Origin of the sequence: Rhizobium sp. AN73 (assembly GCF_030757975.1) — a bacterium.
Classification (GTDB): domain Bacteria; phylum Pseudomonadota; class Alphaproteobacteria; order Rhizobiales; family Rhizobiaceae; genus Agrobacterium; species Agrobacterium arsenijevicii.
In genome coordinates this window covers 762,000-778,301 of the sequence record NZ_JARWME010000002.1, presented here as the reverse complement: position 1 = coordinate 778,301, position 16,302 = coordinate 762,000, and the positions used below count along the sequence as shown (strand labels likewise).

Below are 16,302 nucleotides of genomic sequence, written 5' to 3'. Positions count from 1 at the left end.
TGCACAAGCGGACCGTTCTTTTGCAATGCGTAAATCCGCAGCGGCGCGCAGCATGACACGCTGCCTCAATCTGGAGGTTGCATCCGTTTCTTCGTCACTCACAACACACGCGAGGAAACACCGTGAAACCAACCCTGCACGATGGCCTGTCAACAGCCTCTACGCTGCCCCGTTCCTTTTACAACCTCGGAGCGTCCCATGTCAGTCTCTGATCTGCTCCCGTTTTTGCGATCCTGGGTTCGCAATCCGCTTCGAACCGCGGCAATCATGCCCTCCGGCCCTGCCGTATCGGCACTCATGACGCAGGAAATCCATGCCGACATGGGGCCGGTGCTGGAGCTTGGCCCCGGTACGGGACCATTTACCCGTTCACTTCTCGAACGGGGCATCCCGGAGGCTCAACTCACGCTGATCGAGTATAGCGACGAATTCACCCGTCTTTTAAAAGGCCGTTTTCCCCAGGCCCGCATTCTTCAGATGGACGCCGCACGGATCGGCGAGGCCGATCTCTTTGAAACAGGAACAGTCGGTGCAGTGGTCAGTGGGCTCGGGGTGCTCACCATGTCTCCGAGACAGGTGAAGGGCATCCTCATCGGCGCGTTCAAATACCTGCGGCCCGGAGGATCCTTTTACCAGATCACCTATGGCGGACGCTGCCCGGTCTCCTCAGCACTCCTCGACCGTCTGGATCTCGAAACCAGTTTTGTCGGACGCACCGTGCGCAACGTTCCACCCGCATCGGTTTACAGGATCAAGCGCAGTTCTTGCCCCTCTGCCGCGGAGTGAAGGCTATGGATACTCTCAACTGGTTCGCACCACTGCTCGGTTATGGCTTCAGCGGTATCGTCTGCCTGGCAGTACTGGAAAAATTCGTACCTCTTTTTCCATCCTATCTGCTGCTCATGCTTCTCGGCATGGCCATTGGCGATGTTCATGGCCTTGTTAATACGATCGCAGCCGCCACGGCCGGCTCTACTCTTGGCGCAATATGCTGGTACTCCATCGGCAAATTCTGGGGGGCCGACCGTGTAGTCAGTATAGTCAGGCGGTATGGACGCTATCTCTTCGTCAGCCCGCAATTCTATGACCGAATGACGAATGCCTATCGCCGGAACCATTTCTGGGTGACGCTGTCAGGACAACTCATACCCGCAGTGCGCATTTATCTTGCACTACCCGCCGGCGTTCTGCGGCTCCATTTCCCGAGTTTCGCGGCTGCGACCAGCATCGGGAGCCTGCTGTGGAACGCCACTTTCCTGTGCCTCGGATACGGTATCCGGGCGTCGCACTATGATCCGGTCAAGGTGGGTTTCTGGGCAGCCATATGTCTTGTTTGCGCGGAAGCACTGATTGCCTCTTCAATCGCAATTTACAAACGGGCGTATCGATGACTTTGCGGAATGTCCGATTGTATCATGCTCAATGATCAGAGCAGGAAGCAGAATCGATTTTCGACGGGAACAATGCGCAGATTGAAAGTGTCAGTGCGTCCTTTATCCATCCGAAAGAACGCAAGTCGCCCGAAACCGTCCAGCCGTTTCGGGTGACATGCCCTAAATCAAACGCTGGCCTCTGCCTCGCGCTGCTTGGCAAGCGCCGCCAGATCGGCAGGCTTCAGCTCAACCGATTCGCCGCAACCGCAGGCGGATGTCTGGTTCGGGTTATTGAAGGTAAAGCCGGAACGCATCTTGGTTACTTCGAAATCCATCTGGGTGCCGAGCAGATAAAGCACGGCAGAGGGCTGAACCCAGACCCTGGCGCCTTCGAATTCGACCAGGTCATCCTTCGCATCCGCTTCGGTCACGAGGTCGATGGTATATTCCATGCCCGCGCAGCCACCCTTCTTGATACCGACGCGCACGCCCTTGGCATCCGGGCCGGAATTTTCGACGATTGCTTTAACGCGCGAGGCGGCAGCCCCGGTCATGGTCATGATCGCAAAGCCCATCGGCTCATTCTCCTTCGACAATCGAGTTCAAGGCTCGATGTTCACGGATTTGAATTTAGTAGTGCTTGAAGGCGCCATCAAGCGAGAGCGCCTGTCAAAATCACGTCAGTCTCAATACCAGCCGACAGCGACCTGCGCCTCTTCCGACATGCGCTCCGGCGTCCACGGCGGATCGAAGGTCATTTCAACCGCAACACCGGAAACACCCTCGACGGCGCCCACGGCATTTTCCACCCAGCCCGGCATTTCGCCCGCCACCGGGCAACCCGGGGCCGTCAGCGTCATGACGATCTTGACCATCCGGTCGTCTTCGATATCGATCTTGTAAATCAGGCCGAGTTCGAAAATATCGGCCGGAATTTCAGGGTCGTAGACGGTCTTCAGTGCCGAGATCACGTCATCGCTGAGACGCGCCAGCTCGTCGGGCGGAATGGAAGATGGCTTTGCCGTCTCTTCGGTCGCGTCGGGTGTCTTTGCAGTGGCTTCCGCAGTCATGGTCTGATCCTCAATCCTGATCTCTTTGTTGGCGACATCAGGCGAAAAATTTGCGCGCATAGTCCAGCGCCTCAACAAGAGAGTCTACTTCGGCGCGGGTATTGTAAAGGCCGAACGATGCCCGGCATGTGGAGGTGACGCCAAACCGTTTCAAGAGCGGCATGGCACAATGGGTGCCGGCACGCACGGCAACGCCGCGCCGGTCAATCACCATCGAGACGTCATGGGCATGAATGCCCTCAAGTTCGAAGGAGAAGATGCCGCCCTTATCAGGTGCATTACCGATGATGCGCAGCGAATTGACCTCGCGCAGCCGCTCAGCGGCGTAAGCCGCAAGATCGGCCTCATGTGCTGCTATCGCGGCGCGACCGAGATTGTCCATATAGTCAAGCGCGTAACCCAGACCGATGGCCTGCACGATCGGCGGCGTACCCGCTTCGAAGCGATGCGGTGGCTCGTTATAGGTCACATTGTCTTCGGAAACGTCGAGGATCATCTCCCCACCGCCCTGGAACGGCCGCATCTCGCGCAAGCGGTCAGCCTTGCCGTAAAGCACGCCGATGCCCGAGGGACCGTAAAGCTTGTGGCCGGTCATGACATACCAGTCGCAGTCGATATCGCGCACATCGACCGGCATGTGAACAGCGCCCTGGCTGCCGTCGACCAGCACCGGAATGCCGCGCTCATGGGCGATGCGGCAGATTTCCTTGACCGGCACGATGGTGCCGAGCGCATTCGACATATGGGTGATGGCGACGAGCTTGGTGCGCTCCGTCAGGCTCTTTTCGAAAGCCTCGATATGGAACGCGCCGTCATCATCAACAGGCACCCAGACGAGCTTGGCGCCCTGCCGTTCGCGGATAAAATGCCACGGCACGATGTTGGAATGGTGCTCCATGATCGAGATGACGATCTCGTCGCCCTCGCCGATCTTTGGCATGCCGTAACCGTAAGCGACCGTATTGATCGCTTCTGTCGAGGATTTGGTGAAGACGATCTCGTCCACCGAACCGGCGTTCAGGAAACGGCGCACCTTTTCACGCGACGCCTCATAGGCATCGGTTGCGGCATTGGAGAGGAAATGCAGGCCACGATGCACATTCGCATATTCATTGGAATAAGCATGCGAAATGGCGTCGATCACCACCTGCGGCTTTTGAGCGGACGCGCCGTTGTCGAGATAGACAAGCGGCCTGCCATAGACCTCGCGCGAAAGGATCGGAAAATCCTTCCGCACGGCTTCAACGTCATAGGGGGCCGCCAGCGCGGCGCGTTCGCTCTCAGGCATGATGTTCCAGCCAGCTGGAGATGATGGCCTCCAGCGCCTCTACCAGATTTTCTTCTTCCAGTTCTTCGGCGATTTCCGCGACAAAGGCGTTGACGAGCATCGCCCGCGCCTTGGCCCGCGGCACGCCACGCGCCATCAGGTAATAAAGATGGTTGTCGTCGATATCGGCAACCGTCGCACCGTGACCGCACTGAACGTCGTCTGCGAAGATTTCAAGCTCCGGCTTTGCCGAGAACTCGCCATCGTCAGACATCAGCAGCGTATTGCACGCCATCTTCGCATCGGTCTTCTGGGCATCGGGCGCCACCCGGATCATGCCCTGGAAAATGCCCTTTGCACGGTCGAACACAACATTGCGGAACACTTCCGTCGAAGTGGTGTTCGGCACGTTGTGGCCAAGAACCATCGTCACGTCGGTATGCGTTTCGCCGCCCAGCAGGTTGACGCCGCGAACGATGAGGTCAGTACCCTCGCCGTCCACGTCGATGCGCAGTTCCTGCCGCACCAGCTTGCCGCCGGCGTTGATCACGAACAGGCGAATCTTGGCATCCGCGCCGATTTTCATGCGCAGCTGGCCGAGATGGATATCGGCCGCACCCTGCTGCTGCAGGATGATCCAGGTCACTTCCGCGCCGTCTTCAACGACGACATCGGTGACGGAGGAAACGAAGGCTGCATCAGGAGTCACCGAAAGGTGACGCTCGATGACGGTTGCCTTGGAACCCTTGCCGAAGCGTACCGGAAAGCGGCTGTGAACCTGGCCTGCGCCATGGATCGCCTGCAATTCGATCGGCTTTTCAATCTCGGCATCGGCGGGAATGTCCAGCGTCAGGCCGTCGCGCACGAAGCTGCCGTTGATACGGCCGATCACGTCGTCCTTGCTGGCTTCCGCAAGACCTGCGGCGGCGGAGCCGTCCGCCAAGCTTTCGGCGAAGCTCGAGACACCGACGTCTTCGATCTTGCCGATATTGGCCGTGCCATGCAGCACATAGGCGACCGGCGAACCGGCGATGACGGGCGCAGCCTTCTCGATGACTGGAGCAGGCTGGTCTTCCGGAACGGCGCGCAGCAGGCTCTTGAGATCGGTATAGTGCCATGCCTCGATGCGGCGGGTCGGAAGACCACCGGTCTTCAGATCGTCGAACAGCACGTCACGGGCAGCGACAACCGCACCATTGCCCGGCAATTCGCTGAACTTGGCGGTATAGGCGTCGATCAGCGCGGTTTCCGCTGGTGTCAGCCGATTGGTCGTTTGAATGTTCATGGACATCACCTCCTGGCCTCTGGCTTAGGCCGCTTCACCGATGATGTCGGCGTAACCATTGTTTTCCAGCTCCAGCGCCAGGGCCTTGTCACCCGAGCGGATGATCTTGCCCTTGTAGAGAACGTGAACGCTATCAGGTACGATGTAATCGAGCAGGCGCTGGTAGTGGGTGATGACGACGGTGGCGCGATCCGGCGACTTCAGCGCGTTGACGCCGTCAGCCACGATCTTCAGCGCGTCGATGTCGAGGCCGCTATCGGTTTCGTCGAGAACGCAGAGCTTCGGCTCCAGAAGCGCCATCTGCAGGATTTCGGCGCGCTTCTTTTCACCGCCGGAGAAACCGACGTTCAGCGGACGCTTCAGCATGTCCATGTCGATCTTAAGGTCGCCGGCGGCTTCCTTGACGCGACGGATAAAGTCCGGCGTCGTCAGCTCGGCTTCGCCACGCGCCTTGCGCTGCTCGTTCATCGCAACTTTGAGGAACTGCATGGTGGCGACGCCCGGAATTTCGACCGGATACTGGAAGGCAAGGAAAATGCCCTTGGCAGCGCGTTCGGCCGCGTCCAGTTCCAGAATGCTTTCGCCGTTGTAGAGAATGTCACCGGAGGTGACTTCATAGTCTTCGCGGCCCGACAGGATGTAGGACAGCGTCGACTTGCCGGAACCGTTCGGGCCCATGATGGCCGCAACTTCACCAGCGGCAACCTTCAGGTTGAGGCCCTTGATGATCTCTGTTTCGGTATCGGCGATCTTTGCGTGCAGGTCGATGATTTCAAGCATGGTTTTGTTCCTGTTCATGGTGCGGTTTCAAGGACCGCCTCGTAGACCCAGTTACGGGCCTGTCTCAACTTTTGCATCCGTCATCCTCGGGCGTGTCCCGAGGATCTAATCCGTCAATTGTAGTCGCCCCACTGCCGCGTATTTTCGTGCGGCCGATAGGCATTTTCGATCTCGTTGATGCGCTCGTAAAGGTCCATACAGGTCGGATTCAGCTCTTCTATCAACCTGATTTTCCATTCCCGCGCATAGCGTTTCAACGATTTCTCCCGCTGGATCGCCAGCACGATATTTGGATGGGTTTCAAACCAGACGAGGTTCTTTGCCCTGTATTTCTCGGTATAACCCTTTTGCAACGCGTTTCGATGTTCAAATACCCGTGCCTGTAGATCACTTGTGACACCGGTGTAGATCACACCTCGCGGCTTGTCGGACATCATGTAGACGAAACCGCTCATCCCCGCATCCCACGTTGCAGATCCTCGGGACAAGCCCGAGGATGACGAAGAGCAAGAGTTAACCCACAGACCCTTCCAGCGAAATGCCGATCAGCTTCTGCGCTTCAACCGCAAATTCCATCGGCAGCTGCTGGATGACATCCTTCACGAAGCCGTTGACGATCAGTGCAATCGCCGACTCCTCGGGGATGCCGCGCTGCAGGCAGTAGAACAGTTGGTCTTCGGAAATCTTCGACGTCGTCGCCTCGTGCTCGAAATGAGCAGACGAGTTCTTCGCCTCGATATAGGGCACGGTATGCGCGCCGCACTTGTCGCCGATCAGAAGCGAGTCGCACTGCGTGAAGTTGCGGGTGTTGGTCGCCTTGCGGTGAGCCGAAACCTGGCCGCGATAGACGTTTTCCGAAAAACCAGCAGCGATACCCTTTGCGATGATGCGGCTCGACGTGTTCTTGCCGAGATGGATCATCTTGGTGCCACTGTCGATCTGCTGGTGGCCGTTGGAGACGGCGATCGAATAGAACTCGCCACGACTGTCGTCGCCACGCAGAATGCAGGACGGGTATTTCCAGGTGATAGCCGAACCGGTTTCCACCTGCGTCCACGAGATCTTCGAACGGTCGCCACGGCAATCGCCACGCTTGGTCACGAAGTTGTAGATGCCGCCCTTGCCGTCCTTGTCGCCCGGATACCAGTTCTGGACGGTGGAATATTTGATTTCGGCATCATCGAGCGCCACCAGCTCAACCACGGCGGCGTGAAGCTGGTTCTCGTCACGCTGGGGCGCCGTGCAGCCTTCCAGATAGGAGACGTAGGCGCCTTCTTCGGCAATGATCAGCGTGCGTTCGAACTGGCCGGTGTTCTTTTCGTTGATGCGGAAATAGGTGGAAAGCTCCATCGGGCACCGCACGCCCTTCGGCACGAACACGAAGGAACCGTCGGTGAAGACAGCCGAGTTCAGCGTTGCGTAGAAATTGTCCGTCTGCGGCACGACCGAACCGGAGATATTTCTTCACCAGATCCGGATATTCGCGAACGGCTTCGGAGATCGACATGAAGATCACGCCGGCCTTGGCCAGTTCCGCCTTGAAGGTGGTGACGACGGAGACGCTGTCGAACACGGCATCCACAGCCACGCGGCGGTTTTCCACACCGGCGAGGATTTCCTGTTCCTTCAGCGGAATGCCGAGCTTCTCGTAAACCTTCAGCAGCTCCGGATCGACCTCGTCCAGCGACTTCGGGCCGGGCGTGCTTTTCGGTGCGGCATAATAATAGAGATCGTTGAAGTCGATCTTGGGATAGCTGACGCGCGCCCATGTCGGCTCTTCCATCGTCAGCCAGCGCTGATAAGCCTCAAGACGCCATTCCAGCATCCATTCCGGCTCCTGCTTCTTGGCCGAGATGAAGCGGATCACCTCTTCCGAAAGACCCTTGGGGGCCTTGTCGACTTCGATCTCGGTTTCGAAGCCGTATTTGTACTGGTCCACATCGATCTGGCGAACCTGATCGATCGTTTCCTGAACCGCTGCCATGTCGTTCTCCAATCTCGCCGGAGCCAAGGTCCGGTGGCTTGTCAACGTATCAGGCGGCAAGCCGCCTTATCCATCTTCGGGCAAATAATCCGGGCCCGTATAAACGGGGCGGACCTTATACCCATGTAAGTGCGGGATGGCGCTTTTCACACATCCCGGCAAGCGGAAAATTGCTATTCCGCAATTCTTTGCCGCATTTTAAGCGGCCTGACCGGCCAGCTTGCGCCGCCCGGCAATTTTCGTGAACGCCGCAAGCGTGCGCTCAATGTCTGCCTCATCAGTCGCATGGCCAAGGGAAATCCTGAGTGCGCCAAGCTTGGGATCGCGTCCCATCGCCGTCAGCACATGGCTTTCCCCCACCTTGCCGGAAGAGCAGGCCGAACCGGCCGAGAGTGCTATGCCTTCTATATCGAAGGCAATCTGGCCCGTCTCCGCCTTCAAACCGGGCAAGGTGAAAAACGTGGTATTGCCGACACGTCCAACATCCTCGCCGTGGATGATCACGTCAGGCGCATTTGCCCGCATGCCGTCTTCCAGCCTTGCGCGCAACGCGACAAGACGCGTCGCTTCCGCCTCGAGATTTTGCGCGGCAACAGCGGCCGCGGCACCAAAACCGAGGATCGACAGGGTATTTTCAGTACCCGAACGGTGTCCCTTTTCCTGGCCGCCACCGTGGATCAACGGCTTCGGCATCATCACCTCGCCGCGCGAGATCAAAGCTCCGGCACCCTTCGGGCCACCGAGCTTGTGGGACGAGAGGACGAGAAAATCCGCATCGAGCCTATTGATATCGAGCGGGATGCGACCAGCTGCCTGCACGGCATCGACAATCATCAATCCGCCCGCCGCATGCGCAAGCCGCGCCGCTTCCGCCACCGGCTGAAGAATGCCCGTCTCGTTATTGACCAGCATGCAGGCGACCATCGGCAAGCCGGCGGATTTGTCATGCGAAGACAAGAGCGCTTCGAGTGCGGCGAGATCGATGACACCCGCTGACGTAACGGGAATTTCCGTAACGTCAGCCTTGCCGAACCGACCGCCTTCACGAAAAGCCGGATGCTCGATGGCCGAAACATAAAGACGGCCATAGCGCACGGGAGCGCGTCCCATCCTGAAATCCGGCGTCAACACCAGATTGGCCGCTTCCGTCGCACCGCTGGTAAAGGTGACGTGCGACGCCTGTGCGCCGCAAAGCACCGCCACATCACGACGGGCAGCCTCAACCGCCGCGCGGGCAGCGCGCCCTTCCCGATGCACGGAGGACGGGTTGCCGGCAATCTCCAGCGCGGAGACGAGAACCTCCCGCACGGCGGGCAAAAGCGGCGCCGTGGCGTTCCAGTCCATATATGTGCGCGTCAAACCCGTCATCGCGGAATAGTTTCGCTCAATCTTAATTGCGCCAAAACGCATTTTTCTTGAAATTACAGTTGCGCTTGCCTTATGACACGACCGAGTGCTTAAGCACACGCAAAGTTTCGAATTATTCTAAACTGCGTTCTAGAAAAGATGACACAGTTCGTCAAGTCTTCTCATCGGAAGAATGCGGTTGGAGAATGAAAAAACACGACCGGAGTACCAATGCCCGAAGTCATTTTTAACGGCCCTGCGGGTCGCCTCGAAGGCCGTTATCAACCCTCCAAGGAAAAGAGCGCGCCGATAGCGATCATCCTTCATCCGCATCCGCAGTTTGGCGGCACGATGAACAACCAGATCGTCTATCAACTCTTCTATCTTTTCCAGAAGCGCGGCTTCACCACGCTCCGGTTCAATTTCCGTTCGATCGGCCGCAGCCAGGGCGAATTCGACCACGGCGCGGGCGAGCTGTCCGACGCCGCTTCCGCTCTCGACTGGGTGCAGAGCCTGCATCCGGATTCGAAGAGCTGCTGGGTTGCCGGTTATTCCTTCGGCGCCTGGATCGGCATGCAGCTTCTGATGCGCCGCCCGGAAATCGAGGGCTTCATGTCGATCGCGCCGCAGCCCAACACTTACGACTTCTCCTTCCTCGCGCCCTGCCCGTCTTCCGGCCTCATCATCAACGGCGATTCCGACAAGGTCGCGCCTGAGAAGGACGTGAACGGTCTGGTGGAAAAGCTGAAGACCCAGAAGGGCATCCTCATCACCCACCGCACCCTTCCCGGCGCCAACCACTTCTTCAACGGCAAGGTGGATGAGCTGATGGGCGAATGCGAAGACTACCTCGATCGTCGTCTCAACGGCGAACTGGTTCCGGAACCGGCAGCGAAGCGCATTCGGTGATTTGGGGCGTATAGTTTGGGCAGGCCATAGTTATCGACGGCGGGGGTGGCCCCCCCTCTGCCCTGCCGGGCATCTCCCCCACAAGGAGGGAGATCAGCTAGACGCTTGCTCCTCGCCTACGCTGCTAGGTTAAAGATGGCCGGAAGGTCACCACGATCCGATCTCCCCACCTGTGGGGGAGATGCCCGGCAGGGCAGAGGGGGGTGAGCTACACCCGCCGTCGTCTATTACGCCCTCACCAAAACCCCACCCGTCACCGGCTCATTCACGCCCGTCGTGCCGGGATAGGTCAGCGGCAGACCTTTAAGCGATCGCACGGCGAGATAGGCCCAAGCCTCCGCCTCCATCGCCCCACCATCGAAACCCGCCTCTTCCGCCGCAATCACCCGCGCCCCCACCTTTGCGGCAAGGTTTGCAAACTCTTCCATGATCACCGGGTTAAGACGTCCGCCACCGCAGACCACATAGGTTTTCGCTTCTTCCGGCAGGTAGCCTGCCGATTTGAGGATAGCGGCCCCCGTCAGATGCGAAAGGGTGCGCGCGCCGTCGGCAAACGAGGCCTCGCCCTTTTGCGGCGGCACAAAATCGCTGCGATCAAGGGAGCGGCGGATATTGGCCGAGAAGAACGGGCTTTCCATATAGCGTTTCACAAGCGAGGCAACGACGGTGCCGCCCGCCGCGGTCCTGCCGCCCTTGTCGAAGGCTTTGCCCGTATGCGCCTCGATCCACTGGTCGATCAACATGTTGCCGGGGCCGCTGTCGAAAGCCGCAAGTCGCCCTCCTTCGCCAATATAGGTAAGGTTGGATATGCCGCCGATATTGACGAAGACGGCAGGCGTTTCGAAACCATCAGGCAGGTTGGCGGAGAGCGCCATGTGATAGGCGGGAATGAGCGGCGCGCCCTGCCCGCCATGCACCATGTCGTTCGCCCGCATGTCGTAAACCACATCGATGCCGGTTTCTTCAGCCAGAAGCGCGCCGTCGCCGATCTGCACGGTCAGCGCCTCATCCGGGCGGTGCAGCACCGTCTGACCATGAAAACCGATCACGTCGACATCGCTGGCTTCAAGCCGGTGACGGTGGAGAAAGGATTTGACCGCCGCCGCATGGGCAAGCGTCAGCTTGCGCTCAGCGTCGCCCAGATCGCCGGGGCGTTCGCGTCGTTCACGAATGGATTTGGCTGTCGTGAGCGCCTTCTGCCAGATGGCGCGCAGGCCCGGATCATAGGGAAAATAACCGCTCGGTCCGTGCCGGACGACGCTTTCGCCATCCGTGCGCAGCAGGGCGATATCGATGCCGTCCATCGATGTCCCGCTCATCAACCCGATCGCCGTTTTGACCTCGCCCACGCGCCGCTCCTTTGCAATATCGAATCATGCTTACACGAATCGCCGTTATTCATGGCCGAAACGGGTGCACTTTTCAAAAAACAATGGTAAAGCCCCCGGCGTTCATTGGCTGCCAATGACGATAAATATCCAACCAGAAAGAAAAAGGTTATGTCCAGGTTCAAGTCCGATTTCCTCCGCACGCTCGATGAGCGCGGCTTCATTCACCAGATCTCCGACGAGTCGGGTCTCGACGAACTGTTCGCCAAGGAAACCGTGACCGCCTATATCGGCTATGACCCGACAGCCTCGAGTTTGCATGTCGGCCACCTCACCCAGATCATGATGCTGCATTGGATGCAGAAGACCGGCCATCAGCCGATTTCCCTGATGGGCGGCGGCACCGGCATGGTCGGTGATCCCTCCTTCAAGGAAGAGGCCCGCAAGCTGATGACGATCGACATGATCGAGGACAACATCACCTCGCTCAAGCACGTCTTCGCCAACTACCTCGATTATGACCGCGCTGAGAACCCGGCGTTGATGATCAACAATGCCGACTGGCTGCGCGGCCTCAATTACCTCGAATTCCTGCGCGATGTCGGCCGCCATTTCTCGGTCAACCGCATGCTGTCCTTCGACAGCGTGAAGACGCGCCTCGACCGCGAGCAGTCGCTGTCCTTCCTCGAATTCAACTACATGATCCTGCAGGCCTACGACTACGTGGAACTGAACCAGCGCACCGGTTGCCGCCTGCAGATGGGCGGTTCGGACCAGTGGGGCAACATCATCAACGGCATCGATCTCGGTCACCGCATGGGGACACCGCAGCTCTACGCGCTGACTTCGCCGCTCTTGACCACCTCCTCGGGTGCGAAGATGGGCAAGTCGGCGTCGGGCGCCGTTTGGCTGAACAAGGATCTGCTGCCGGTCTATGATTTCTGGCAATACTGGCGCAACACGGAAGATGCGGACGTCGTTCGCTTCGCGAAGCTCTTCACCACGCTTCCGATGGATGAGATCGCCCGCATTGCGGCGCTTGGCGGATCGGAGATCAACGAGGCGAAGAAGATCCTCGCAACGGAAGTAACCGCGATCCTGCATGGCCGCGCTGCTGCGGAAGAAGCTGCCGAAACCGCGCGCAAGACCTTCGAGGAAGGCGCGCTTGCCGAAAACCTGCCCTCCATCGAGGTTCCGGTATCCGAACTCGATGCTGGCGTCGGCGTGCTGTCGCTCATCGTCCGCGCTGGCCTTGCCGGCTCGAATGGCGAGGCCCGTCGCCACGTTCAGGGCGGCGCGGTAAAGATCAACGACAAGGGCGTATCCGACGACCGCCAGATGATCGGCTCCGCCGAAATCACCGGCGACGGCGTCATCAAGCTGTCAGTCGGCAAGAAGAAACACGTTCTCGTTCGCCCGGCGTAAAACCCGAGCAAATCATCAGATGAAGGGCCGCGAAAGCGGCCCTTTTTATTGAAACTCGAAAATCTGCCTGAAGACACCGGGCGCGATCAGCGACAGTGGGTTTATCGTCAGCTTCGGCTGGTCCGTCTGGCCGGAAAGCTTGAAGGTGATGCCGAGCAGCCCACGGTCGCGGCCATTGCCGAGGAAGATGCCGATGAAGGGCAGCTCGCCGAACAACCGGTTCAGGCCATAGGCGGGCATGAAGGTGCCGGTCATCTCCATACGGCCGCTCTGGTCTTTCAGGAGGCCCTGGAACGTCGCGCCGATCTGTTCGCCGCGCACCACGCCGTTTTCCACCGCAACCGAGCCGTTGACGTAAACGAGCCGGGCAAAACCGCGCTGGAACTTCTCCGAGCTGACATCGATATTGCGGCGCACCGCATTATTGAGACTTCGGCCGTCATCGCCCGTCGGCGTCGCGACGATATCCTGAAGCTTCGCCTCGTTGACGACGGCGAAGTTGCGCAGGTCGAGCGAGCCGCTCCAGTCGCTGCCGTTGACAGTTGTCAGTGCAAGATTGAGAAGACCACCGCGAATGCGCGTGTAGATATTGGTGAAACGGGCGAGAGAACCGGCGTCGCTGCTGGTGAGGGTCACGGTTCCCGTCGCACCGCGATTGGTGGTCTGCGCCACGACGGCCTGCCCCTTGCCCGTAACACCGCGAAAATCGACCGAGCGGACCTTGCCTTCGCGCACGCTGACATCGGCGCTGACATTGGAAAGGATCTCGTCGTTGAAACCGTAGACCTTTTCGAGCTGCGCCTTGATGGCAAGCGAAGGCTGCGAACGCGATGTGCCGTCACCTCCCCCTGAAGAGCTGCGAAGCTTCGAGAGGAAAGGCCGAAGATCCGCCGATTTTCCCGAGGCGTTGATGCTGTATCCATTTTTCGAGGCCGTGACCGCGACGGCGTAATTGTCGGACGGTGACAATTGCACGCGGCTGAGATCGGCCGAAATCAGCCCGTTCTTGCTGAAGGTGATATCGCCGGCAGCACCGAAGCCATCACCGGTGAGGGAAAAATCGCTGACCGTCGTGCGGCCGCCATCGCCGGTTTCCAGGGTAAAGACGGCTTTTGCCGGAATACCGACGCCCTTGCTCCAGCCAAGCCCCGGCAGAATGATTGACGCCTTCGCCAGGTCGAGCCGGATCTCCTGGCTTTTCGTATCCGCGCCTTCGATTTCCACAACCGTGGTGCCGCCCAGAACCGTGGAAAGCTCCGGCGCGAGCTTGGCGACCTGCGTCTCGTTCAGGGTTGCCTTCAGCGACAGCGTCGGGGCGACGTCGCTGTTCTTGCGCACAGGCTCCGTCATCTCGATATTCATCGGCACGTCATCCACCCGGCCCTTGCCCTCAAGCTTGAGCTGCCGGTCGTTGATGGCCATGAAACCGTCAAGCGCGGTCACCTTGCGGCCGCCGAACGGCTTTGTCAGCGACAGGTTCTTGAGATCAAGGTCGGCGGTCCACACCGGCGGCGGCGGATTTTGGCTGGAGAGCATGCCGACGGTCAGCTTTGCATTCGTCTTCACGTCGCCGGTGAAGTCCCCCGGTTTGAACTGCGTGTCCTTGAGCGCGTTGATGGGCTTCAGCGTTGCAAGCTCCGCCACGGCATCGGCCGAACCCGAAACGTTCAAATCGAGATTTCCAAGCAGGGGCTTGTCATAAACGTCGGAGATGGAGAACCGGCTGTCCTCCAGCGCAAGCGACCGGTTGGAAGAGAAATAGGATGTCGCGCTCTTGAGATCCACATTCAAGCGGCCGCCGACGAGATTGAAATGCGCGTCGACATCGCGCAATGGCGGAATGTCGCCGGTGGTGTTGAGCCGCGTACCATTTATATCGAAGCCGATTTGCAGTTCGCTCTCGCCGAGCACCAGCGGGCAACCGGGACCGCACATCCGCCCCAGCGGAATGAAGACCGCAATCGAGCCGTTCGTGACCGTGCCGCCATAAAGATTGGACACCACCCATTCGCGCGGCTTGTGCGCCATCCAGAACGGCCAGAGCTGTTTGACCGCCGTGGCCTCCATCTTCGGAATCTGCCCGACGAAGCTGATTTCAGGCGAGGCCTCACCGAAGCGGATTTTCAGCGATCCCGCCATGTCTCCAAGCGGCCCGGTGACGTAAAGCGAGGGAACCTCGAGCTGTTTGGTTGCCACCGTGAACTGCCCGTCCGCCTTCAGGCTGAAAGGAACGGGTTCCTCGCCGGACGCTGCGGCCGAAGCGATCGCATTGTCGATCCGCAGCGAAAGACCGAAGCCACCTTCCGTGTCCCTGATTTCGCCGGTGACCGGAATAGTTGTTCGCCCGAGATCGATCCGCGAATTGTCGATCACGAGGCTGCTTTTCTGAAAATCGTAGCGCGCGTTGACGGTGCCTGCGGTGAAAGGCTGCGCCTCGCCGCCGATGAGAAGCGTTCCGTTGCCCATGCCGACCGAGACGTCCAGCCGTGGCTCATGCCCTTGCATGGCGCGCCGAGCGAGGATGCTCACACCGGTCTTGACGTCCAGCCCCTCGTGAAGATTGCCGTCCGGATCGAATTTTTCAAGAAAAGGACCGATGTCGAAACCGTCGATCCGCGCGTCGAAGCCGTTGATCACACCGTCGGCTCCCGACGTCTTCAGCGACAGGCTGGCGATTTCGCCGTTAAACAGCGTTTCGCCCTCAAGCGAATATCCGCCCTGCTGGTCGGGAGTCAGCGAAAGTTCGCGCACTTCTATGGTGCGCGGCTTGCCGGCTTCGCTCGGCGGCAGGTGGATCGAAACGCTGGAAAGATCGATTTCCTCGGTTCCGCTGCTTAGAAACGCCTGCGCCAATTTGTCGAGCTGGGAAAACGCCATCTGCAACTGCTGCGGCACGGCATCGAGCCGGAGACTGGCGAGATCAAAACCGTCGCCCTTCGGCAGCAGCGCCGTATCGAGTTCCATCCCGTCTGCTTCGAGGCTTTGCACCGAAACGCGACCAGTCAGAAGTGCGAGCGGATCGAGCGCCATGCCGATCGCCCTCGCCCGGCTCATATGCTGGCCGGACTCTTTCTCGACGATATCCACATCCTCAGCCACCAGCGCGAGACGCAGTCCGGTCGAGAACCTGATGGCCGAAGAGCCTATCCGCGCGCTGTAATGGGGGCCGAGCGCCCGTTCTAGCGCCTGCTGCGCCTGGTTGGAAAGGGCTTTGTCGATCGATCCGGTCTCGACGGAGAGGATGATGCCACCGATGGACAGGAAGGCCAGCACGAAAAGAGCAGCGAAAATCTTGCAAAGAGCGCGCGCCATGGAGCGCGGCGCCGGGCAATGCACGATGAGGGGATCTTCGGCCTGCGCCGAAGGAAGATCGTGCAGCGCAACGATATCGCGCTTGCCGAATCTGACCATTTCACCCCGTATTTCAGCCATACGCCCGTGTTTGCCCCTGAATAGCTTTTGTTTCGCCTCAACACTGGACGACGCCCGGTTCGCTATATATCGAATGTGGCGACTTTCACTCAACATCCCGGC

13 protein-coding genes and 1 pseudogene are annotated in these 16,302 nt (G+C 59.3%); 4 read left to right on the top strand and 10 right to left on the bottom strand.

The features are described 5' to 3' along the window. Window positions 1-198: 198 nt before the first annotated feature. Complete coding sequence (locus RBH10_RS13785; protein ID WP_281036830.1) at window positions 199-786, top strand: class I SAM-dependent methyltransferase; 588 nt, start codon at window positions 199-201, stop codon at window positions 784-786. 5 nt (window positions 787-791) lie between these two features. Next, window positions 792-1,391 (top strand): DedA family protein, encoded by a 600-nt coding sequence (locus RBH10_RS13780; RefSeq protein WP_281036831.1) that lies wholly within the window; start codon window positions 792-794, stop codon window positions 1,389-1,391. A 167-nt stretch (window positions 1,392-1,558) separates the two neighbouring features. Here RBH10_RS13780 and sufA read toward each other — a convergent pair whose 3' ends face one another. From sufA to RBH10_RS13740, 8 genes and pseudogenes are all read right to left on the bottom strand, one after another. Then, complete coding sequence (sufA, locus tag RBH10_RS13775) at window positions 1,559-1,948, bottom strand: Fe-S cluster assembly scaffold SufA (RefSeq protein ID WP_003507965.1); 390 nt, start codon at window positions 1,946-1,948, stop codon at window positions 1,559-1,561. A gap of 111 nt (window positions 1,949-2,059) precedes the next feature. Then, window positions 2,060-2,443, bottom strand: a complete 384-nt coding sequence (locus RBH10_RS13770; RefSeq protein WP_045017427.1) for an SUF system Fe-S cluster assembly protein — start codon at window positions 2,441-2,443, stop codon at window positions 2,060-2,062. 37 nt (window positions 2,444-2,480) lie between these two features. Then, on the bottom strand, window positions 2,481-3,731 hold the full coding sequence (locus RBH10_RS13765) for a cysteine desulfurase (RefSeq protein ID WP_281036832.1): 1,251 nt from the start codon (window positions 3,729-3,731) through the stop codon (window positions 2,481-2,483). Then, window positions 3,724-4,995: a Fe-S cluster assembly protein SufD gene (gene sufD, locus RBH10_RS13760; protein WP_281036833.1), complete on the bottom strand. Its 1,272-nt coding sequence runs from the start codon at window positions 4,993-4,995 to the stop codon at window positions 3,724-3,726. The genes RBH10_RS13765 and sufD overlap by 8 nt, the downstream gene beginning before the upstream one ends. Before the next feature lie 24 nt (window positions 4,996-5,019). Beyond that, window positions 5,020-5,775: a Fe-S cluster assembly ATPase SufC gene (gene sufC, locus RBH10_RS13755; RefSeq protein ID WP_003507958.1), complete on the bottom strand. Its 756-nt coding sequence runs from the start codon at window positions 5,773-5,775 to the stop codon at window positions 5,020-5,022. 113 nt (window positions 5,776-5,888) lie between these two features. Continuing rightward, window positions 5,889-6,230 (bottom strand): GIY-YIG nuclease family protein, encoded by a 342-nt coding sequence (locus RBH10_RS13750; RefSeq protein WP_281036834.1) that lies wholly within the window; start codon window positions 6,228-6,230, stop codon window positions 5,889-5,891. 58 nt (window positions 6,231-6,288) lie between these two features. Then, a pseudogene (sufB, locus tag RBH10_RS13745) lies at window positions 6,289-7,759 on the bottom strand (Fe-S cluster assembly protein SufB). 198 nt (window positions 7,760-7,957) lie between these two features. Continuing rightward, window positions 7,958-9,127: a cysteine desulfurase family protein gene (locus tag RBH10_RS13740; protein ID WP_281036836.1), complete on the bottom strand. Its 1,170-nt coding sequence runs from the start codon at window positions 9,125-9,127 to the stop codon at window positions 7,958-7,960. A 210-nt stretch (window positions 9,128-9,337) separates the two neighbouring features. Here RBH10_RS13740 and RBH10_RS13735 point away from each other — a divergent pair, with 210 nt between their 5' ends. After that, on the top strand, window positions 9,338-10,015 hold the full coding sequence (locus RBH10_RS13735) for an alpha/beta hydrolase (RefSeq protein WP_020012833.1): 678 nt from the start codon (window positions 9,338-9,340) through the stop codon (window positions 10,013-10,015). Window positions 10,016-10,242: 227 nt separating this feature from the next. Here RBH10_RS13735 and RBH10_RS13730 read toward each other — a convergent pair whose 3' ends face one another. After that, window positions 10,243-11,364 carry an anhydro-N-acetylmuramic acid kinase gene (locus RBH10_RS13730; RefSeq protein WP_281036837.1) on the bottom strand — a complete coding sequence of 374 codons (1,122 nt, stop codon included), beginning with the start codon at window positions 11,362-11,364 and terminating at the stop codon, window positions 10,243-10,245. A 150-nt stretch (window positions 11,365-11,514) separates the two neighbouring features. On the opposite strand from RBH10_RS13730, the gene tyrS reads away from it, so the two are divergent. Then, window positions 11,515-12,768, top strand: a complete 1,254-nt coding sequence (tyrS, locus tag RBH10_RS13725; protein ID WP_281036838.1) for a tyrosine--tRNA ligase — start codon at window positions 11,515-11,517, stop codon at window positions 12,766-12,768. Between the two features lie 45 nt (window positions 12,769-12,813). Here the strand turns inward: tyrS and RBH10_RS13720 are convergent, their stop codons facing one another. After that, window positions 12,814-16,200, bottom strand: coding sequence for a DUF3971 domain-containing protein (locus RBH10_RS13720; RefSeq protein ID WP_306180653.1), 3,387 nt, complete (start codon window positions 16,198-16,200; stop codon window positions 12,814-12,816). Between the last annotated feature and the right edge of the window lie 102 nt (window positions 16,201-16,302).